The organism is Stenotrophomonas lactitubi (assembly GCF_002803515.1).
In the GTDB taxonomy this organism is placed as follows: domain Bacteria; phylum Pseudomonadota; class Gammaproteobacteria; order Xanthomonadales; family Xanthomonadaceae; genus Stenotrophomonas; species Stenotrophomonas lactitubi.
Genome location: NZ_PHQX01000001.1, coordinates 2,028,300 through 2,046,554, shown reverse-complemented (window position 1 = coordinate 2,046,554; position 18,255 = coordinate 2,028,300). Strand labels below are relative to the sequence as shown.

The 18,255-nt window shown below is 67.6% G+C and carries 19 protein-coding genes; 14 read left to right on the top strand and 5 right to left on the bottom strand.

Annotated features, from left to right (window positions below):
- Positions 1-212 precede the first annotated feature (212 nt).
- The 5 genes from CR156_RS09620 to CR156_RS09600 all read right to left on the bottom strand — a co-directional run bounded on the left by CR156_RS09620 (position 213) and on the right by CR156_RS09600 (position 4,311).
- A complete protein-coding gene (locus CR156_RS09620) occupies positions 213-1,748 on the bottom strand; it encodes a diflavin oxidoreductase (RefSeq protein WP_100552681.1) in 1,536 nt (511 codons plus the stop codon).
- Positions 1,745-2,173 (bottom strand): PAS domain-containing protein, encoded by a 429-nt coding sequence (locus tag CR156_RS09615; protein WP_032128130.1) that lies wholly within the window; start codon positions 2,171-2,173, stop codon positions 1,745-1,747. The genes CR156_RS09620 and CR156_RS09615 overlap by 4 nt, the downstream gene beginning before the upstream one ends.
- Before the next feature lie 147 nt (positions 2,174-2,320).
- Positions 2,321-3,148, bottom strand: a complete 828-nt coding sequence (locus tag CR156_RS09610) for a hypothetical protein (RefSeq protein ID WP_133120074.1) — start codon at positions 3,146-3,148, stop codon at positions 2,321-2,323.
- Positions 3,149-3,265: 117 nt separating this feature from the next.
- Positions 3,266-3,580, bottom strand: coding sequence for an AzlD family protein (locus tag CR156_RS09605; RefSeq protein WP_033831264.1), 315 nt, complete (start codon positions 3,578-3,580; stop codon positions 3,266-3,268).
- Positions 3,577-4,311: an AzlC family ABC transporter permease gene (locus CR156_RS09600; RefSeq protein WP_100552679.1), complete on the bottom strand. Its 735-nt coding sequence runs from the start codon at positions 4,309-4,311 to the stop codon at positions 3,577-3,579. Before CR156_RS09600 ends, CR156_RS09605 begins: the two co-directional genes overlap by 4 nt.
- 124 nt (positions 4,312-4,435) lie before the next feature.
- Between CR156_RS09600 and CR156_RS09595 the strand changes: the two genes are divergently transcribed.
- The 14 genes from CR156_RS09595 to CR156_RS09530 all read left to right on the top strand — a co-directional run bounded on the left by CR156_RS09595 (position 4,436) and on the right by CR156_RS09530 (position 18,169).
- Positions 4,436-4,900, top strand: coding sequence for an Lrp/AsnC family transcriptional regulator (locus tag CR156_RS09595; RefSeq protein WP_025874361.1), 465 nt, complete (start codon positions 4,436-4,438; stop codon positions 4,898-4,900).
- A 149-nt stretch (positions 4,901-5,049) separates the two neighbouring features.
- Positions 5,050-5,730 carry an STN domain-containing protein gene (locus tag CR156_RS09590; RefSeq protein WP_100554129.1) on the top strand — a complete coding sequence of 227 codons (681 nt, stop codon included), beginning with the start codon at positions 5,050-5,052 and terminating at the stop codon, positions 5,728-5,730.
- Positions 5,731-5,746: 16 nt separating this feature from the next.
- Positions 5,747-6,277, top strand: a complete 531-nt coding sequence (locus CR156_RS09585) for an RNA polymerase sigma factor (RefSeq protein ID WP_089237960.1) — start codon at positions 5,747-5,749, stop codon at positions 6,275-6,277.
- Between the two features lie 69 nt (positions 6,278-6,346).
- On the top strand, positions 6,347-7,327 hold the full coding sequence (locus CR156_RS09580) for a FecR family protein (RefSeq protein ID WP_100552678.1): 981 nt from the start codon (positions 6,347-6,349) through the stop codon (positions 7,325-7,327).
- Between the two features lie 53 nt (positions 7,328-7,380).
- Positions 7,381-7,932, top strand: coding sequence for a hypothetical protein (locus CR156_RS09575; RefSeq protein WP_100552677.1), 552 nt, complete (start codon positions 7,381-7,383; stop codon positions 7,930-7,932).
- 119 nt (positions 7,933-8,051) lie between these two features.
- Positions 8,052-8,636 (top strand): hypothetical protein, encoded by a 585-nt coding sequence (locus tag CR156_RS09570; RefSeq protein ID WP_100552676.1) that lies wholly within the window; start codon positions 8,052-8,054, stop codon positions 8,634-8,636.
- 57 nt (positions 8,637-8,693) lie between these two features.
- The gene (gene gspG / locus CR156_RS09565) at positions 8,694-9,131 is read left to right on the top strand and encodes a type II secretion system major pseudopilin GspG (protein ID WP_100552675.1); all 438 of its coding nucleotides are present in this window, start codon (positions 8,694-8,696) and stop codon (positions 9,129-9,131) included.
- 9 nt (positions 9,132-9,140) lie between these two features.
- A complete protein-coding gene (gene gspK / locus CR156_RS09560; protein WP_243381769.1) occupies positions 9,141-10,046 on the top strand; it encodes a type II secretion system minor pseudopilin GspK in 906 nt (301 codons plus the stop codon).
- Positions 10,043-11,209, top strand: a complete 1,167-nt coding sequence (gene gspL, locus CR156_RS09555; RefSeq protein ID WP_100552673.1) for a type II secretion system protein GspL — start codon at positions 10,043-10,045, stop codon at positions 11,207-11,209. Before gspK ends, gspL begins: the two co-directional genes overlap by 4 nt.
- Positions 11,206-11,733: a type II secretion system protein GspM gene (gene gspM, locus CR156_RS09550; protein ID WP_100552672.1), complete on the top strand. Its 528-nt coding sequence runs from the start codon at positions 11,206-11,208 to the stop codon at positions 11,731-11,733. Before gspL ends, gspM begins: the two co-directional genes overlap by 4 nt.
- The gene (gene gspD, locus CR156_RS09545) at positions 11,730-14,105 is read left to right on the top strand and encodes a type II secretion system secretin GspD (RefSeq protein ID WP_100552671.1); all 2,376 of its coding nucleotides are present in this window, start codon (positions 11,730-11,732) and stop codon (positions 14,103-14,105) included. The genes gspM and gspD overlap by 4 nt, the downstream gene beginning before the upstream one ends.
- 2 nt (positions 14,106-14,107) lie before the next feature.
- Positions 14,108-15,544, top strand: a complete 1,437-nt coding sequence (gene gspE / locus CR156_RS09540; protein WP_100552670.1) for a type II secretion system ATPase GspE — start codon at positions 14,108-14,110, stop codon at positions 15,542-15,544.
- Between the two features lie 7 nt (positions 15,545-15,551).
- Positions 15,552-16,751, top strand: coding sequence for a type II secretion system inner membrane protein GspF (gene gspF, locus CR156_RS09535; RefSeq protein ID WP_100552669.1), 1,200 nt, complete (start codon positions 15,552-15,554; stop codon positions 16,749-16,751).
- Between the two features lie 227 nt (positions 16,752-16,978).
- Positions 16,979-18,169, top strand: coding sequence for a substrate-binding domain-containing protein (locus CR156_RS09530; RefSeq protein WP_100552668.1), 1,191 nt, complete (start codon positions 16,979-16,981; stop codon positions 18,167-18,169).
- The last annotated feature ends 86 nt before the right edge of the window (positions 18,170-18,255 follow it).

Here is an 18,255-nt window from a genome sequence, read left to right as displayed (position 1 = left end):
AACCACGGAATCCGGAGCAGCCGGCCAGCGGCCGGCACTACCCGAAGGGCGGTTCAATCAGGACGTGGCGGTGTTCGGCCAGCAGGTTGCACGGGTGGTGGATGGGCGAATCGTCGGCGATTGACCTGTGATGGTAGTGCCGGCCGCTGGCCGGCAACCACGGAATCCGGAGCAGCCGGCCAGCGGCCGGCTCTACCCCTGGGCGAGGCGCCTCAATACAGCTCGCAGTGGGTGCGGCCCTCGCCGCGCAGGGCATCCCAATGGCCGTCACCGCCGATCGCGTCGATGGCTGCACGCACCGCACCTTCCAGGTGGCTCTTGTTGCCACACAGGTAGATGTGGCCGCCACGGGCCAGCACATCCTGCATCTGCGCGGCCTGCTGCTGCAGCACATGCTGCACATAGACCTTCTGCGCGGCATCGCGCGAGAACGCGGTGTGCAGGCCAGCCAGTACGCCACGCGCCTGCCAGTCCTGAAGCTGCTCGCGGTACAGGAAGTCGTGCTCGCGATGCTTCTCGCCGAACACCAGATGGACCTCCCGTGCGTCGCCGGTAGCCTGCAGTTCCTGCATCAGGCCCATCAGAGGGGCGATGCCGGTACCAGTGCCGACCAGCAGCAGGGGCGCGTCGCCGCTGTCGGGCAGGTGAAAGCCCGGATTGGAGCGGCAGTACACACGGGCTGTGTCGCCGCCGTGCAGCAGGCTGCCGGTGGCGGTGCCGAAGCGTTCGCGGCCACGCAGGGTGTAGCGCACCTCGCGCACGCACAGGCTCAGCTGATCATCGTGCGGATGCGAGGCGATGGAATAGGCACGGGGCAGGCGTGGTGACAGGAGTTCACGCAGGCGGGCCAGCGGCACGCTGTCCGGGCTGGCGTGGTCCTGCAGCACGTCCAGCAGGTCCAGGCCATGCAGGTAGGCGTCCAGCTCGCGCTTCTGGCTGATCTTCAGCAGGCCCTTCAGTACGTCGCTGCCGCCCAGCTTTGCCAACTCGCGCAGCACGCCCTTGCTGAGCAGGCGCAGCTCGCGGTCGCGCAGGGCGTCGACGGCGCTGGAATCGCCATACCATCTGGTCAGTGCCTGCAGCAATGCCGGATCGTTTTCCGGAACCAGATGCAGGGTGTCGCCGGCCCGGTAGACCATGCCGCTGCCGGCGATGTCCAGCTGCAGGTGCCAGGCGGCAGGGTCACCATGGCTCAGGCGTCGCCGTTCGACGATGCGGGCGTTGAAGGCATTGTCTTCGCCATAGGCCGTCACCTGCAGGCGCAGATCCTGGCCTGCGGCCGCATCACCCTCCAGAACCTGGCCCAGCACCGGGCGCCACTGCTGGAAGAACTGCTCGTAGCCCAGATCAGCGTCGACACGGTGCAGCAGTGGTTGGGCCTGACGCTCGCTCAGCGCCGCATCCAGCGCCTTGGTGAAGCCGCAGAAGCTGGGGTAGCCGGTATCCCCCAGGCCGAACACCGCATAGCGCAGTCCGGGCAGGGCGGGCGCCTGGCGCAGCGACTCGAAGAAGCGCTCGCCGTTGGCCGGCGGCTCGCCGTCGCCGAACGAGCTGGAGATGGCCAGCAGCACATCGCCGTGGCCGAGGCTGGCCACATCGATGTCATTGAACGGCAGGACCTGCGGCCCATGCGGCTGCAGGTCCGGGTCCGCGCCCAGGCGCTGGGCCAGGGCGCGGGCGTTGCCCGACTCGGAGGCGAAACCCACCAGCAGCCGGCTGATGGGCGTGCGTGTGGGAATGGCGTTCACGCAGCCTCGTAGAAGTCGTCGAACTTTTCCTTGCTGAACTCGACCAGGTCGTAGTTCTGCATCAGGTCGTTCACCACGCGGCGGATGCTGATGTACGAGGTGATGTTGCCCTCGGCATCGAACAGCGGCTGCACGGTGGTGTCGACCACGTAGAGCACGCCGCCCTTGCCCAGGTTCGGCACGATGCCGGTCCAGGTCTTGCCGGCCTTGATGGTGTCCCACATATCCTTGTAGACGGCCTTGGGCACGTCCGGATGGCGGACGATGCTGTGCGGCTGGCCGATCAGTTCCTCGCGCGCGAACCCGGTGAGCGTGCAGAACAGGTCGTTGGCATAGGTGATGTTGCCCTGCAGGTCGGTGGTGGAGATCACCATCACGTTCTGCATGGCGTTGAGCAGCTGGGCGTTGTCGGGGGTGTAGCTCATCGCAGGTCCTTTGGATGCCGGTGACGCCGGCGTATTGGGTTCCTGCATAGAGATACGCGCCCGTGGCGGTGGGCGGATTGATATAGGTCAAGCGTGCGCCGGGAGGGGGCTGCGACCGGCTGTCGCAGGGGGGGCGAAGGGGCGGCGCTAGCGGGCGATGCCGGGGAATCCGATGCTCTGCTGGCAGTACCGCAGCAGTGCGCGCCCGTCTTCGTCATCGCGTTGCATATGATCACCGCTGAAGAATGCCTGCAACGACCGGCCGATCGCGTTGCCGGCATTTCCAGAGCGGCGTGCAGCCGCCGGCAGCAGGCTGTCAGCGCGGGGATCATGGCGGCCGGGAAGCTGTTCGCGCCGAAGCTCACCTTCAATCGCCAGCAGCGCACATGCCCCGGCGAGGTATGCCTCCGGTTCCCGGTGCGCGCCCCATCGACGCTGGCCTGCCATCGCGGTGGCGATATGGTGGAATTCGTGCGCGGTGGTGGAGATCACGCGCTCGCGCAGTGCATCGGCATCGTCGCCGGCGGGAAACCAGAACGCCACCACCAGTTCTGGTCGTGCCGGCCTGGCGGGCTGTTGCCAGATGCCGCCACCGTCGCTGACGATCGTGACCTGATAGCGGACCGGCGTATCGTTCAGGTCTGCGCCGTGGAGCGGTTGCCGCGCCGCGTGGGCGGCGGCAGTGCATAGATTCACGGCCTGCCCAGCGGATAGGCTGGGTTCGACCCAGCGCACCACCACTGCGATTGTTTCCAGTTGGCAAGTATGCGAGCGCGTCGTCTGTTCGGAACTCTCCTGGCCGGGCAACACCGACGCGGTGCCAACGCTCAGCTGGGAGGCGTTGCCGCGCAGGAGCGTCGCAAACGCTCCGTCCGCGCCGACACTATCGCGCGGGGGAGTATCGAGGGTATTGCACGCACTGGTGCAGAGCAGCAACGCTGCTGCGCCTGTGGTGTGCCGCAACCAGGATTCCATCTGCAGGAGATCACCCTTCCAAGGCGGTGGATGCATCCTTGCAGACGCCCCGGCGCACGCACAATCAGACGTGTTGCATCTGGAGGCTGACTGTCGGCGCGGGTTGTCCTCTGCCGCTCACCCCATCACATACCGCAGCACCCCCGCCGATACCACGCCGATCAGCACCGTCGGCAGCATCGACAGCCGCGTGGCCGCCAGTAACGTGATGGCCAGCGCGGCCAGGTCGGCCGGCTTGTCGGCCACGAAGTCCGGGGCGATCACCGAGATCAGCACGCAGCCCGGGGCGGCTTCCATCACCGTTACCGCGCGCTTGCTCAGGGTGCGGTTGCGCAGCGCGAGAAAACCGATGATGCGGGTGAGATAGGTGGCGGCAGCCATCAGGATGATGGTCAGCACCGAGGTCCAGTGGATCAGGCCGTTGAAGATCATGCCGCGTCCTCCGCCAGCAGCCAGGCGGCAGCAAGGCCGGCCAGCGCGCCGCTGGCCACGTACCAGGCGCCGGGCACCAGCAGGTAGGTGCCCGCTGCCACCACCAGGCTGACCAGCCATGGCCGGGCGGCGCGCATGCCTTGCCACATGCCACGCAGCAGCACCAGGAACACGGCGGGGAAGGCCATGTCGAAGCCGTAGGCATGGATGTCGCCGAGCAGCGGGCCGACGATCGCGCCCAGCGCGGTGCACAGCACCCACACGGTGTACAGGCCGGCCGATACGCCGAGGTAGTAGGCCAGGCTGAAGCCCAGTGCGCGACGGCGCGCATCGGCCACGCCCAGTGCCCAGCTTTCATCGCACATGAAGAACAGCGCCGGCAGCACGCGACGGCGCGGCAGGTGCTGCAGCAACGGTGCCAGGCTGGCGCCCATCAACAGGTGGCGGCTGTTGACCAGCGCGGTGATCGCCACGATCAGCGCGATGTGCGGCGGCGAGGTCCACAGTTCGACCGCGGCGAATTCAGACCCGCCAGCGAAGTTGAGGCCGGTCATCAGCGGCACTTCCAGCGCCGACAGGCCCTTCTGCGCGGCCTGGGCGCCGAGCACCAGGGCAAAGGGAATGAAGCCGATCATCACCGGTACGGCGGCGCGCAGGCCGCGCAGGAACTCGGCGCGTGGTGCGGTGTCGCAGGCGGGATCAGGCAGGGGCAGGGTGGTTCGGGCGTCCATGGATCAACAACGAGTGGGGGTGACCCATGCTAACGGTCCGATCACGAAATCGGGTTGCGTTGATGCCATTGGTTCGGCCGAATGTGCAATATCATGCGGTGATCCGGTCAAGGAGTGGAATTCCATGCAGTACCAGCTCGACAACCTGGATCGTCGCATCCTGGACGCCCTGCAGCGCGATGGTCGCCTGCAGAACCTGGAGCTGTCCCGCCAGGTGGGGCTCTCGCCGTCGGCCTGCCTGCGCCGGGTTCGCCTGTTGGAAGAGGGCGGCTACATCGATCGCTACGTGGCCCTGCTGAATGCGGCGAGGATCGGACGGGGGTTCACCGTGTTCGTCCGTGTCTGGCTGCGCGGCCAGGACGAAGACACCACCAATCACTTCATCAACAGCATCAAGTCCTTCCCGGAAGTACTTGAATGCCATCTGATGGCTGGCGACTGTGACTTCCTGCTGCGGGTGGCGGTGGCCGACCTCGACGCGTACCGGCAGTTCCAGATACAGCACCTGAACCGCATCGCCGGGGTGCAGAACACCAAGACCGAAATCCCCATGCAGCGGATCAAGCAGACCACTGAACTGCCGGTCTGAACCGGCCCGGCGCGTCCCCTGCGCGCCGCCGTCATCGCAATGACACGTGACGCCGCTACGGTTTGACCCGCTTGCCGGCCGTGTGCAGGTCGACCCACCTGGTCGCACCGCGCTCCGCCGCTGCAGCTGATGTCGCTGCCGAGGGTCATGTGTTCTACGTCAGGGGGCTGAATGGACAGCATGCGATCAGACGTTGGAGGGTGGCCGCCGCCGCCGGGTTGCTGTTCGCCTTCGCTGCTGCCGCACAGGACGACATCCGTTCCTATGACATTCCCGCGCAACCGCTTGAACAGGCGGTCGAGCGCTTCAGTGTCGTCAGTGGGTGGTCGGTGATGTATCCCGGCGATCTCGGCACGGGCCGCAGCAGCCATCCGCTGCAGGCCAGCCTGCCGCCGCTGCAGGCGTTGCAGGTGGTGCTGCAGGACACGGGTGTCGAAGCCGAGCTGATCGGTGCACAACGCGTGGTGCTGCGCCGCGGTGCACACGCGGCCACCGGATCCTCCCTGACCGATGTGGCCGCCGACCTGGGGCAGCGTCGCCGCTTCGGCGACCTGCAGCAACGGCTGCGCACCGCTTTCTGTGGCGATCCTGACCTGGCGCCGGGAGCCTATGCGGCGACGCTGCGCTTCCGCATTGCCAACGATGGCCAGGTGCAGGAACCCGAACTGCTTGCCGGCAGTGGCAGCGCACGCCGCGATGCGCGCCTTCTGCAGGCGATGCAGGCCCTGCGGCTGGGCGCCGATGCTGCTGCGCTGCCGCAGCCGGTGACCCTGCAGATCCGTCCTTCCAGCGCGGGCCACGACTGTGGCCGGCGCCCGCCCCAACCATGACGTCAAGGAATCGAACATGAGCAACAGCACGGCTGGGGCGGTAGACCTGATGGACCATCTGCTGGGCGCCTACGACGAACTGAAGCGCCGGCTGGTGCGCAAGCTGGGCTCGGAAGAGCTGGCCGGCGACGCGCTGCAGGACACCTGGATGCGCCTGAGCACGCGTCGACACCGCCTGGACCCGGTGCAGAACCCTGCGGCGTATCTGCTGCGCATGGCGATGAACACCGTGATCGACCGCCAGCGCGCCGACCATCGCCTGCTGAGCCTGGAAGAAGTGGATACGTTGATGGACATGGCCGATCCCGGCCCGGGGCCGGCACAGGCGGCCGAGCAGGAGATGGCGCTGGAAGACATGGTCGGCCTGCTGCAGCGGATGCCTGAGCGCCGCCGCCGGATATTGCTGGCGATCCGCGTGGACGGCCTGCAGCAGCGCGATGTGGCCGAGCACCTGGGCGTGTCGCTGCGGCTGGTGCAGCGTGAGCTGAAAGCCGCACAGGATTACCTGGCCGAACGCAGTGGGCAGGGGCGGCAGGTGCGGTTCTGAGGCACGGCATCCGTCTACACTTTGACGCCGAGCAGAACCCCGCAGCGTGCGGGGACGGCAAGAGCCCTCATGGACGCTGACGATCAACCGCACCGCCCGCTCGACGCCGTGGAGCGCCAGGCCCATGCGTGGGTGGTGCGGTTGACCTCGGGCGAGGCCACGGCGGCCGATGGCAGGAAATTCCGCCAATGGTGCGAGGCCGACCCCGGCCACCGGCAGGCCTTTGCCCGCGCGAAGCGGCAATGGGAACAGGTACGCCTGGCCGGCGAGCAGCTGCCTGCCGCCGCACGCCAGCCGCAGGCGGCAACCCCGGCGCAACGCTGGAGCCGGCGCGCATTCCTGGGGGCGGCGGTGGCGGCACCTGCGAGCCTGGCCGTGGTGGCTGCGCTGCACCCGTCGTTGGGCCTGTGGCCTTCGGTGACGGCGATGACGGCCGATTTCCATACCGGTACCGGCGAGCGGCTGCTGATTGCGCCGACGCCGCATCTGAAGATCGAACTGGATACGCAGAGCAGCCTGCGCCGGCGCAGCGACGCGCAGGGTGAGGGCTTCGAGCTGGTGCAGGGACAGGCGGCGATCGACGCCGCAGCGGGGACCCGCCTGGCACTGTTTGCCGGGCCGGGCTGCCTTGTAGCCGACGAGGGCGCAGCACGCCTGGATGTGCGCAACACCGACGGCCAGGTGCGTGTGACCTGCCTGCGCGGCAGCGTTCGCATCGAGCATCCGCAGGGTCGCCTGCAGCTGCAGGCCGGCCAGCAGACGGTGTATGACGAGCGCCTCAGCGGCGTGGTGGCCGAAGCGGTGGCGGCCGAAGTCAGCGCCTGGACCGAAGGCATGCTGGTGTTCCGCCGCGCGCCGCTGCGTGAGGTGGTGGCCGAGATCAACCGCTACCGGCGCGGCAAGGTGCTGCTGGGCGAATCGGCACTGGCGCGCGCCCCGGTCAGCGGCCGCTTCCGCATCGATGATCCGGATGCTGCGCTGGAGCAGCTCGGGCAGACGATGTCGCTCGGCCTGCGTCGCTTTCCCGGTGGAATTGCCGTCTTGGGGTAAGACCCTGGCTGCGCGCGACGCGCACGGCCGCTGCATGCATGGAGAGGCCAAGGATGCGCAACGAGACCATCGGTGTGTTGGATCTGCGCCGGAATCTGTCGGCGCTGCTGGAAACCACCCAGCGCCGGCCGTTGATGGTGCACCGCTACGGCGCGCCGTGGGTCTGCGTGGTGTCCGACCTGCAGTGGCGACAGCAGGCGGTGCTGCTGGAATTCGAGCCGCAGGACCATCCGCTGGCGATGCTGTTGCGGTTGCAGCGGCAGGCGCTGCCGCTTTCGGAATCGGGAACGTTGCCTGCCGCTGCACTGGCGCGCGCGCTGCTGTTGATGGCGATGCATGGCATCGAGGGTCTTGCGGCGCTTCACGATCACGTGCGCTACCACCGGTTGTGGCACTGGTTCGTGGCCGCCAGCGATGCGCAGATGGAGGGATGGCAGCTGCCGTTGCTGCAGGCCTCGATGGCGGCACTGTTGGATGACCCGGATGCGATGCACGCACTGGCCGCATTCGCACAGCGCAGCGACGTTGCTGTGTTGGCCCGACGCTGTGGCGGCGATGCTCCGCGCCTGGACCTGGAAGCCTGCAGGCGGATGACGCTGCGGTGACATTCCCGCGATGCTGCCACGCACTGCTCAACATCGCATTCGTGCTGTCGCTTCGGCTGCCTTGCTGACGTCTTCTGCAGAGTACGACGCTCCCGCGTCGCGGAGCGCAGGCGACGCCGATGACCGACAGTCGCAGGATCAGCATGCTGGAGCTGGATCGCCACCTGAGCCAGTCGCTGGAGCAGGCACGGCATGCACCCGTGAATGTGCAGCGCTACGGACAGCCGTGGGTGTGGATGCTGTCCAGCAATGCCTGGGCCGACGCCGCAAGGTGGTCAGCGTTGGATGCCAGCGGCCATCCGTTGATGCTGCTGCGGCAGGCGCTGGACGCGCGCCTGCAGCCGTGGCCGGAATCGGCCATGGCCAGTCTTGCGCAGGAGTACGGGGAGGTGCGCATGGTGCAGCGTGCGGTGCTGCTGGTCGCACTGCGCGCTCCCGCCAGCGTGCAACGCCTGCACGACGATCTTCGCTATCACCAAGTGTATCGGCAGTTCATCGGCTTCGACCATGGCATGGCCTGGTCGCCCCTGCAGTGCATGCGCCTGCTGCAGGCGTGCGCCACGCCACTGCTGCACCGCTGCGTGGACGACACGCTTGCGCGTATTCCGTCGTCGCTGCTGGACGCTGCCTGCGTGGCCAATGCACGCCGCGTGGGTGATCGGCTGCAGGAACAGCGGATTTCCGCAGGATGTTTATCGTACTGACACATGCGCCGCTGACCATGGGGCAGCGGTCTCTTCCAGGATGATGAGGGCGGATCAATGGCAACGCAGATGGGTGGTCGCAGGGCTCGGCAGCAGGGCTTCAGCCTGATCGAGATCATGGTGGTGGTGGTCATCATCGGCATTCTGGCCGCACTGATCGTGCCCCGGTTGATGGATCGCCCCGACCAGGCCCGCGTGGTGGCCGCGCGCCAGGACATCGCCGCGCTGATGCAGGCCATGAAGCTGTACCGGCTGGACAATGGGCGTTATCCCAGCGCCGAGCAGGGCTTGCAGACGCTGGTGAAACCGCCGCAGGGGAGCGGCGCGATGCCGGTAACGCCCTACCTCGACCGCCTGCCGGATGACCCGTGGGGGCACCCGTACCAGTACCAGAACCCCGGCACGCACGGCGATATCGACGTGTTCTCACTGGGGGCCGACAGCAAGCCCGGCGGTGAGGCCGGCAACGCGGATATCGGCTCCTGGCAGTTGTGAGGCCAGACAATGGCACGCCGTAAAATTCCAGGTGCGTTTGCCCGCCAGCAGGGCATGGCGGTGATCGTGGCGATGCTGGTGGTGGCACTGGTGGCGGTGATCGCCACGGCACTGCTGACCCGTCAATCGGCGCAGCTGCGTGCGGTACGCAGCGATCAGCTGCGCATGCAGGTGCGTATGGCGGTGGACGCCACCCTCGAGCGCGCGGCGCAGCAGTTGCGTGACGACGCGCGCGAGCAATTGACCACTGTTGGCAGCGGACGCTGGGCGCGTCCGCTGCAGCTGCAGGTGCCACTGCCGGTGCACCTGCAGCTGGTGGACGCGCAGTCGAGGTTCAACCTGCGCACGCTGCTGGCCGACGGCCAACCTGCAGCGGAGGCACTGCGTGCGTTCACCACCCTGTGTGCCGGGCAGGGGCTGCCTCGCGCCGCCTGTGCCAGCGCCGCAACGCAGATCCAGTCGCGCCTGCGCGATGGCGAGCGGCAGGCGCGTGCGCCGTTGCCGCGCGAGTCGCTGATCGAACAGGTGCTGGCCGGCGCCGATCCGGTGGCGGTACAGGCATTGGAACGGCGCACGGTGGTGCTGCCTGCACAGACCCTGGTCAACGCCAATACAAGTGATATCGCCGTGCTGCAGGCGATTGCACCCGGGGTGGATGCCGGGCGCCTGCAGGCGCTGCTGGGCGAGCGCGATCGTGGCCACTGGCTGCTCAATCGCGGTGACATCGCCAACCGGCTGCAGCTGAGCAACGAACAGATGGCGGTGATGCCGCTGGGTATCCACAGCGAGTGGTTCCTGGCGGTTGGCCAGGTACAGGCAGACGGCGCATCGGTGGATTTCCGCGCATTGATCTGGCGCGAGTACCGCGACGACAGCGTGCGTGTGCAACGGGTATGGACAAGGATCGGTGCATGAGCACGCAACTGAGAATGCGCCTGCCGGCGCTGGATCGATTGGATGGGGACAGCGCGGTCGAATGGGCGCAGCTGGACAAGGACCGTGTACTGGCGACGGGCAGCGACCGTCTGTCGACGCTGGGCCAGCGCTTTCCGCAGGCAATGGTGCATGCGAGCCTGGACCCGCAGGACCTGATCCTGCTGGAGCTGCAGCTGCCGCCGCTGTCCGGGCGCCGCCTGCAGGCGGCCCTGCAGGGCGAAGTGGAAGCGATGCTGCTGGATGATCTGCAGGAGGTCGCGCTCGGCCATGGCACGCAGGCGGCCGATGGCACGGTGGCGGTGGCGTGGCTTGGCCTGCAGGCGATTGCGCGGGTACAACAGCAGTTGCAGGACTGTGGGCTGCAGTTGCAGGCGCTGCATCCGACGCCCTTGCTGCTGCCGTGGTCGGCCGGGCAGGCCACCTTGCAGTTGTGTGGCGAGCATGTACTGGTCCGCTGCGGCCGTGATCGTGGCTTCGTGCAATGGTGCAGCGGGCGTGACCTGCCCTCGGTGATGCAGATGCTTGCCGTACGCTTGCAGCAGGCTGGGGTGCAGGCGGTGCAGTGGATCGATGCCGTACCGCCTGCCTGGGCCGAGCGCCTGCCAGCCAGCGTGTTGGCGCAGGCGGCGCAGTCCAGCGGTCCGCTGCCTGGCTGGTCGCTGCCGTTGCCGGCCATGGGTACAGGTGTGCCGCGGCTGGCCATCGGCCTTGCGTTGGCGGCGGCGGTGCTAGCTGCGCTGGGCCTGCAACTGCAGGTATCGCGCTGGCATGGCGAGGGTGAAGCCTTGCGGCAGGACATGGCGCGGCAGTTCAGCACGCACTTCCCGGAGATCCACGATGTGGTCGACCCGGTGTTGCAGGCACGGCGGGCACTGGCGGTGCCGGCAGCGCCACCGACGCTTCCTGCCGTGCAGCAGCAGGTTGCCAGCGTGCTGCAGGCCATACCTGAGTTGGCTGGCCAGATTCGTAGCCTGCGCTATCAGCCGGGCCAGTTGGAAATGGAACTTGATGCCGACGCGCAGGCGTTGGCCGAGGACGCGCAACGGCTGGAGCGCTGGCAACAGGCGACGCAGGCACAGGGGCTGCAGCTTGCGCGCGAAACCGGTGGCCGGTTGCGGATCAGCAGCGGGGCCGCGCCATGACCGCAGCCGGGTTGCGCCCAGCTGCCTCCCTGCATGGATTGCAGCAGCGTTGGCAGCGGCTGGCGGCGCGCGAGCGCGCGATGCTGCTGTTGATGGCTGCCGCGATAGCGGCGGCTGCACTGTGGCTGAGCTGGCTGCAGCCGCTGCTGAAACAGCGCAGCCATTGGCAGGCTGAACTGCCTCGGCTGCAGGCACAGTCGGCGGCACTTGCACCGCTGCTGCGTGCCCGTGAACAACAGCAGCAGGCGCAGGGCCAGCACCCGACGCTTGCCGGGCTGCGCCAGCAGATCACCGCTGCCGGCCTTGCCGGCAGCCTGCATATCGAAACGCGTGACGGGCGCTGGCACCTGCAGGTGCGCAGTGTGCCCGCCGATGCGCTCTGGAACTGGCTGCTGCCCTTGCTGGCCGACCCGGCCATCGAACTGCAGCAACTGCAACTGCAACGCACAGGGGACGCGAACATGCCGGCGGCACGGATTTCCGGAAACATCGTGATGGCCGCCAATGGCGGTGGCCATCCATGAAGTCGATGCGCAGCCTGGGCTGCAGCGCGGTACTGGCACTGGTGGTGGGCCTGGCCCATCTTCCGGCGGCGGTGCAGGCGCAGGACGCCAGTGACGAACCGGTACAGCTGAACCTGGTGGACACCGATATCGGCGGGGTGCTGCGCATGGCGGCACGCTTCACCGGCCGCCAGTTCCTGGTCGATCCACGGGTGACCGGCAAGATGACCGTGGTCTCCGATGGGCCGGTCAGCCGTGTGCAGGCTTACCAGCTGTTGCTGGGTGCATTGCGCATGCGCGGCTTTGCCGTGGTTGAAAGCGGGGGCGTCAGCCGGGTGGTACCGCAGGCCGATGCCAAGCTGCTGGGCGGGCGCGTTGGTGCCGGCGGTGCGGGAGGCGAGATAACCACGCGCACGTTTGCCCTGCGCTACGAAAGCGCGGCGGCGCTGGTGGCGGTGCTGCGGCCGATGATCAGCCCGGATAATCCGATCACCGCGAACCCAGGCAACAACACGCTGGTCATCACCGACTACGCCGACAACCTGGAGCGCATCGCGCGGGTAATTGCCAGCGTGGATACGCCGGCCGGCATGGACACCGACGTGGTCAAGCTGCAGCAGGGCATTGCCGTGGACGTGGCGGCGATGGTCGCACCGTTGCTGGATGCGCAGGGCGCGGAGCCGGCGCAGAAGGTGGTGGTGATGGCCGACCCGCGCAGCAACAGCGTGCTGCTGCGCTCCAGCAGCCCGGGCCGCACGCGCCTGGCGCGGCAGCTGGTGGAGAAGCTGGACAAGGCCCAGGACGAGTCCGGCAACCTGCATGTGGTGTACCTGCGCAATGCCCAGGCCACCCAGCTGGCCGGAGTGCTGCGTGGCGTGGTGGCAGGGCAGAGCGATGCGCCGGCGATGGGCAGCAGCGACGGTATCACCGCATTGCCGGGCGAGACCAGCCGCAACGCCAGCACGCCGGCGCAACCTGCGCAGGGCAAGAGCAAGGGCAATGCGCTGGAATCGCCGCGGCTTGACCCGGGGCGTCGTGATCCGATCGATGCCGGCAGCAGCGGTTTCAGCCAGAACGGCATCTCGGTGCAGGCTGACATCGCCACCAACACCTTGCTGATTTCCGCCCCAGAGCCGGTGTACCGCAACCTGCGGCGGGTGATCGACCAGCTCGACCAGCGTCGGGCGCAGGTGCTGGTGGAAAGCCTGATCGTGGAGGTCAACCAGACCGATGCCGCTGAACTGGGAGTGCAATGGATGCTGGGCAACGGCCGCACGTTCGGTGGCACCCACTTCGGCGGTACCACCGGTGGCAGTGGCATCAGCACCACTGCGCGCACCACGCTGGATGTACTGCCGAAGGACGGCCTGAACATCGGCGTGATCGACGGCACGATCAACCTGCCGGGCGTCGGCCAGATCCTCAACATGAAGGCGCTGGCCAACGCCCTGCAGAGCAAGGGCGGCGCCAACATCCTCTCCACGCCGAACCTGATGACGCTGGACAACGAGGCGGCCAGCATCATGGTCGGGCAGACCGTGCCCTTCGTCAGTGGCCGCTATGTGACCGACGGTGGCGGTGGCAGCAACAACCCGTTCCAGACCATCGAACGCGAGGACGTGGGCCTGAAGCTGCGGGTGCGCCCGCAGATTTCCGAAGGCGGCACGGTGAAGCTGGACATCTACCAGGAAGTCAGCAGCATCGATGCGCAGAGCTCGGGCAGCGCCGGCATCATCACCAACAAGCGGGCGCTGGATACCAGCGTGCTGCTCGATGACGGCCAGATCATGGTGCTGGGTGGCCTGCTGGAAGACAGCGTCAGCCATGGCCGCGACGCCGTACCGGGGCTGGGGAAGATTCCGGTGCTGGGCGCGCTGTTCCGCAGCGATACGCGCAAGCGGGCCAAGACCAACCTGATGGTGTTCCTGCGCCCGCACGTGGTGCGCGATCCGGCCGCCGGACAGCGCCTGACCCGCGACCGCTATGACTACATGCGCAATGCACAGGCCGCTGCGCAGCCGGTGCAGAGCTGGGCGTTGCCGGCGCTGTCGGCACCGCAGCTGCCGCCGCAGGACCTGTCGGTGCTTGGCCAGGGCAATGCGCGTGATGGCCAGGGCCAGCCGTTGCAGAACGGCAGCCTTGCGTCGTTGTATCCGGCCAGCGAGGGCAATGTGCAGGTGGTGCAGTACGCGCAGGGGCTGGATGCGGCGCGTGCGACCCAGGCCGTGGCACAGGTGCGCGCGCTTGGCCTGCAGGCCTATGCCGAGACCACGCCGGGTGAAACGGGACAGCGTCTGCGGGTGCGGGTGGCGCGCGACCCGGCCACGCTCGACCCGGCGCTGCAGCAGCTGCGCGGGTTGGGCTACACCCCGGAACTGGTCATCGGGCCATGAGCATGCCCGTGCCGTTGCCATTGCTGCCGTATGCCTGGGTGCGCAGCCACGGGGTGATGCTGGCCGAAGCAGGCGGCGCGCCGGTACTGCTGGGCACCGCCGAGACCGCCGCCTGGGCCGTGGCCGAGCTGCGCCGCCGGCACGGGCCGGTACCGTTCCAGGTGCTGGATGCGGCGGTCTGGCAGCAGCGGTTGGGCGAACAGTATCGTGACGGTGGCGATGCCGCTGCGGTGGTCGGCGCGGCCGAAAGTGAGGTCGATCTCGACCGGCTGATGCAGGACATGCCCGAGGTGACCGATCTGCTGGACGCGCAGGATGACGCGCCGGTGATCCGCATGATCAACGCGCTGTTGGCGCAGGCCGCGCGTGATGGCGCCAGCGACCTGCACATCGAACCTTTCGAAACGCATTCGGTGGTGCGCTACCGCGTCGATGGCACCCTGCGTGACATGGTGCAGCCACGGCGTGCGCTGCATGCGGCGCTGGTATCGCGCATCAAGATCATGGCCCACCTGGATATCGCCGAGAAGCGCCTGCCGCAGGATGGGCGCATCGCCATCCGTGTGGGCGGCCGACCACTGGACATCCGCGTGTCCACGGTGCCGACGGGACATGGCGAGCGCGCGGTGCTGCGCCTGCTGGAAAAGGATGCCGGGCGTCTGCAGCTGCAGCGGTTGGGCATGGCCGACGATACGCTGGCCACCTTCACCGGGTTGATCCGCCAGCCGCATGGCATCGTGCTGGTGACCGGGCCGACCGGTAGCGGCAAGACCACCTCGCTGTATGCGGCACTGGGGCAGCTCGACAGCAGCACCAGCAACATCCTCACCGTGGAGGACCCGGTGGAGTACGACTTCGCCGGCATCGGCCAGATCCAGGTCAACGCGCGCATCGGCATGAGCTTCGGCGCGGCATTGCGCGCGATCCTGCGCCAGGATCCGGACACCATCATGATCGGTGAGATCCGTGACCTGGAAACGGCGCAGATCGCGGTGCAGTCGTCGCTGACCGGCCATGGCGTGCTGGCATCGCTGCATACCAACGATGCGATCTCGGCGGTGACCCGCCTGGCCGACATGGGTGTGGAACCGTTCCTGCTGGCCTCATCGCTGCGCGGTGTACTGGCGCAGCGGCTGGTGCGCAGGCTGTGCCTGCAGTGTCGGCGTGCCGAACTCGATACCGAGGGGCGCACGGTGTGGCGGGCCGTAGGCTGCTCAGCCTGCGCGAACAGCGGCTACCGCGGGCGCACCGGCATCCATGAGCTGTTCGTGGTGGATGAGCGCGTGCGGGCATTGATCCATGAAGGGCAGGGCGAACCCGCGCTGCGCGAGGCGGCGCGGCGTGCCGGCATGCGCAGCCTGCGCCAGGACGGGCAGCGCTGGGTCGACAGCGGGGTGACCACGCTGGAGGAGATCCTGCGCGTGACCGGTGACGACTGAGGCGCGCATGGCACTGTTCGACTACCAGGCCGCCAACGCACAGGGGCGCATCGAGAAGGGACAGCTGGACGCCGACAACGCGCGCGGCGTGCGCCAGCAACTGCGCGGGCGCGGGCTGACACCGGTACAGGTATCAGCCGCACGCGATGCCGGCAGTGGCTGGGGCACGCGCAGGCTGTCGGCCAGCGAACTGGCCTGGGCCACGCGGCAACTTGCCAGCCTGCTGGCTGCCAGCCTGCCGCTGGAAAGCGCGTTGAGCGCGGTGATCGAACAGGCCGAACGCCCGCACGTTGCGCAGGCACTCACCGCAGTGCGTGCCGATGTGCGCGCTGGCCAGCGGCTGACCGTGGCGCTGGCGGCGCGGCCGCGCGATTTCCCTGGGATCTATCGTGCCCTGGTGGGCGCCGGTGAGGATTCCGGCGATCTGGCGCGGGTGATGGAACGTCTGGCCGACTACATCGAAGAGCGCAACGCGCTGCAGGCGAAGGTACTGACGGCATTCATCTACCCGGCAGCGATCAGCCTGGTGTCGGTGGCGATCGTGATCTTCCTGCTCAGCTACGTGGTGCCCCAGGTGGTGACTGCATTCGTGCAGGCACGGCAGACGCTGCCGATGCTGACCCAGGTGATGCTGGCGGCCAGTGCTTTCGTACGCGCGTGGGGCGTATGGACGGGATTGGGCATCGGCGCGCTGGTGGTGGGCTGGCGGCTGGCACTGCGGCGGCCGGATCTGCGTCTGCGCTGGGACAGCCTGCTGTTGCGCGTACCGATGGTGGGCCGTTTCGTGCTGGGCGTGAACAGCGCTCGCTTTGCATCGACACTGGCGATCCTGCTGGACGCCGGCGTGCCCCTGCTGCGCGCACTGGACGCCGCACGACAGACACTGGGCAACGCGCTGCTGGCGCGCTGTGCCGATGATGTGGCCGCTCGCGTGCGCGAGGGTACTTCGCTTGGCGCTGCGTTGAAGGTGCAGAAAGTGTATCCGCCGATCCTGGTGCATCTGGTGGCCAGTGGCGAGAAGACCGGTTCATTGGCGCCGTTGCTCGACCGCGCTGCACAGACCATCTCGCGCGAGATCGAACGCCGTGCGATGGCACTTACGGCATTGCTGGAGCCCACGATGATCCTGGTGATGGGGGGCGTGGTGCTGACCATAGTGCTGGCCGTGCTGATGCCGATCATGGAAATGAACCAGCTGGTGCAATGACGTGCATCCACGCATGGCGTGGATCTACAGATGCCCGGTTTCTCCACACAATCCTCCACACCTTTTTTCGATCTTCCACAGGTTTCTTAAGCGGCCTGTCATCGGCGGCGACCAGCATGTCCCTGTCGCCGCAGAGTGGGCTGGGAGGCCCTCGGCGGCAGCAGGCGTGTAGTGACCGTTCCTCCCTTGGTGTTTCACCTTCGCAGTAAACCCTTCAGGAGAAGATCATGAACAAGTACAAGACCCTGGCCGCGCTGGTTGCTACCGCGCTGCTCGCCACTGCTGGCGCCGCTTCGGCCCAGACCGCCGTCACCGGCGGCGGCGCTTCGCTGCCGGCCGACCTCTACAAGGGCCAGGCCGACAGCATCCTGCCGGCCAACTTCAGCTACGCCGTGACCGGTTCGGGCACCGGCAAGAAGGCCTTCCTGGAAAACAACTCGGCGCTGTTCTCGACCACTGGCACCGTGCATTTCGCTGGCAGTGATTCGGTGCTGAGCGGCACCGAGCTGAACACCTACAACAGCACCTACAACGTGGCTGGCGATACCAACCGCTTCGGCGCGTTGGTGCAGATTCCTTCGGTTGCCACCTCGGTCACCGTTCCGTTCAACAAGGCCGGTTCGGCGGTTGACCTGTCGGTTGCGCAGATCTGCGGCATCTTCTCGGGCAAGATCACCAGCTGGTCGAGCATCGACAGCAACCGCAGCGGCAACATCCAGGTCGTCTACCGTGGCGAGAGCAGCGGTACCAGCGAGCTGCTGGCCCGCTTCCTGACCAGCGCCTGCCAGCCGGCCGACGTCTCCGGTACCACCCTGAAGCTGACCAACGGCGTGCCGGCGTTCTCGGTGCAGTCGACCTTCGCCAACCTGTTCACCACCGTGCCGTCGAACTTCATCGCCGCTCCGGCTACCGGTGGCACCTCGCTGTACAACGCGGTGTACGCCGTTGACGGCCGCGTCGGCTACGTTGGCCCGGACGTGATCCCGAGCCTGGTCGACGCCACCAAGGTGGCCAAGGTCAAGGGCTTCTCGCCGGATGAAGTGAGCGTGCAGGCGACCCTGGAGACCGCTGCTCCGCCGACCGGCGCCGCTGCTGAAAACCCCGCCAACTGGGTGCCGGTGTTCGGCAACCCGTCCGCGGGCTATCCGATCGCTGGCTACACCAACTTCGTGTTCGGCCAGTGCTACAAGAACGCCACTGTTGGCGCCAACGTCCGTGGCTTCCTGACCCGCCATTACGGCAGCGTCGTGGTCGCCGGCGTCGAGCAGGGCCCGAACGATGCGGCCATCCGCGCGCACAAGTTCATCCCGCTGACCAAGGCCTGGCGTGATGCGGTCCGTACCCGCTTCGCGACCGCCAGCAATGCCGGCGCCGTGAACAACCCGAGCACCTGCTCGGGCATCGGCCGTCCGCTGTAACTGTCTGCAAAGCAACACCTGCTGATCGAAGCGCCGGCCGAAATGCCGGCGCTTTCTTTCGTGGTGGCACCGCATCCGCGCTGAAC

What these genes read in the sequence shown, in the direction of transcription:
- CR156_RS09600 (WP_100552679.1), bottom strand. Translation starts at nt 4,311, where the DNA reads ATGGACGCCCGAACCACCCTGCCCCTGCCTGATCCCGCCTGCGACACC.
- gspD (WP_100552671.1), top strand. Translation starts at nt 11,730, where the DNA reads ATGAAGTCGATGCGCAGCCTGGGCTGCAGCGCGGTACTGGCACTGGTG.
- CR156_RS09530 (WP_100552668.1), top strand. Translation starts at nt 16,979, where the DNA reads ATGAACAAGTACAAGACCCTGGCCGCGCTGGTTGCTACCGCGCTGCTC.
- CR156_RS09570 (WP_100552676.1), top strand. Translation starts at nt 8,052, where the DNA reads ATGACCGACAGTCGCAGGATCAGCATGCTGGAGCTGGATCGCCACCTG.
- gspG (WP_100552675.1), top strand. Translation starts at nt 8,694, where the DNA reads ATGGCAACGCAGATGGGTGGTCGCAGGGCTCGGCAGCAGGGCTTCAGC.
- gspE (WP_100552670.1), top strand. Translation starts at nt 14,108, where the DNA reads ATGCCCGTGCCGTTGCCATTGCTGCCGTATGCCTGGGTGCGCAGCCAC.
- CR156_RS09585 (WP_089237960.1), top strand. Translation starts at nt 5,747, where the DNA reads ATGAGCAACAGCACGGCTGGGGCGGTAGACCTGATGGACCATCTGCTG.
- gspM (WP_100552672.1), top strand. Translation starts at nt 11,206, where the DNA reads ATGACCGCAGCCGGGTTGCGCCCAGCTGCCTCCCTGCATGGATTGCAG.
- gspK (WP_243381769.1), top strand. Translation starts at nt 9,141, where the DNA reads ATGGCACGCCGTAAAATTCCAGGTGCGTTTGCCCGCCAGCAGGGCATG.
- CR156_RS09580 (WP_100552678.1), top strand. Translation starts at nt 6,347, where the DNA reads ATGGACGCTGACGATCAACCGCACCGCCCGCTCGACGCCGTGGAGCGC.
- gspF (WP_100552669.1), top strand. Translation starts at nt 15,552, where the DNA reads ATGGCACTGTTCGACTACCAGGCCGCCAACGCACAGGGGCGCATCGAG.
- gspL (WP_100552673.1), top strand. Translation starts at nt 10,043, where the DNA reads ATGAGCACGCAACTGAGAATGCGCCTGCCGGCGCTGGATCGATTGGAT.
- CR156_RS09615 (WP_032128130.1), bottom strand. Translation starts at nt 2,173, where the DNA reads ATGAGCTACACCCCCGACAACGCCCAGCTGCTCAACGCCATGCAGAAC.
- CR156_RS09595 (WP_025874361.1), top strand. Translation starts at nt 4,436, where the DNA reads ATGCAGTACCAGCTCGACAACCTGGATCGTCGCATCCTGGACGCCCTG.
- CR156_RS09605 (WP_033831264.1), bottom strand. Translation starts at nt 3,580, where the DNA reads ATGATCTTCAACGGCCTGATCCACTGGACCTCGGTGCTGACCATCATC.
- CR156_RS09575 (WP_100552677.1), top strand. Translation starts at nt 7,381, where the DNA reads ATGCGCAACGAGACCATCGGTGTGTTGGATCTGCGCCGGAATCTGTCG.
- CR156_RS09610 (WP_133120074.1), bottom strand. Translation starts at nt 3,148, where the DNA reads ATGGAATCCTGGTTGCGGCACACCACAGGCGCAGCAGCGTTGCTGCTC.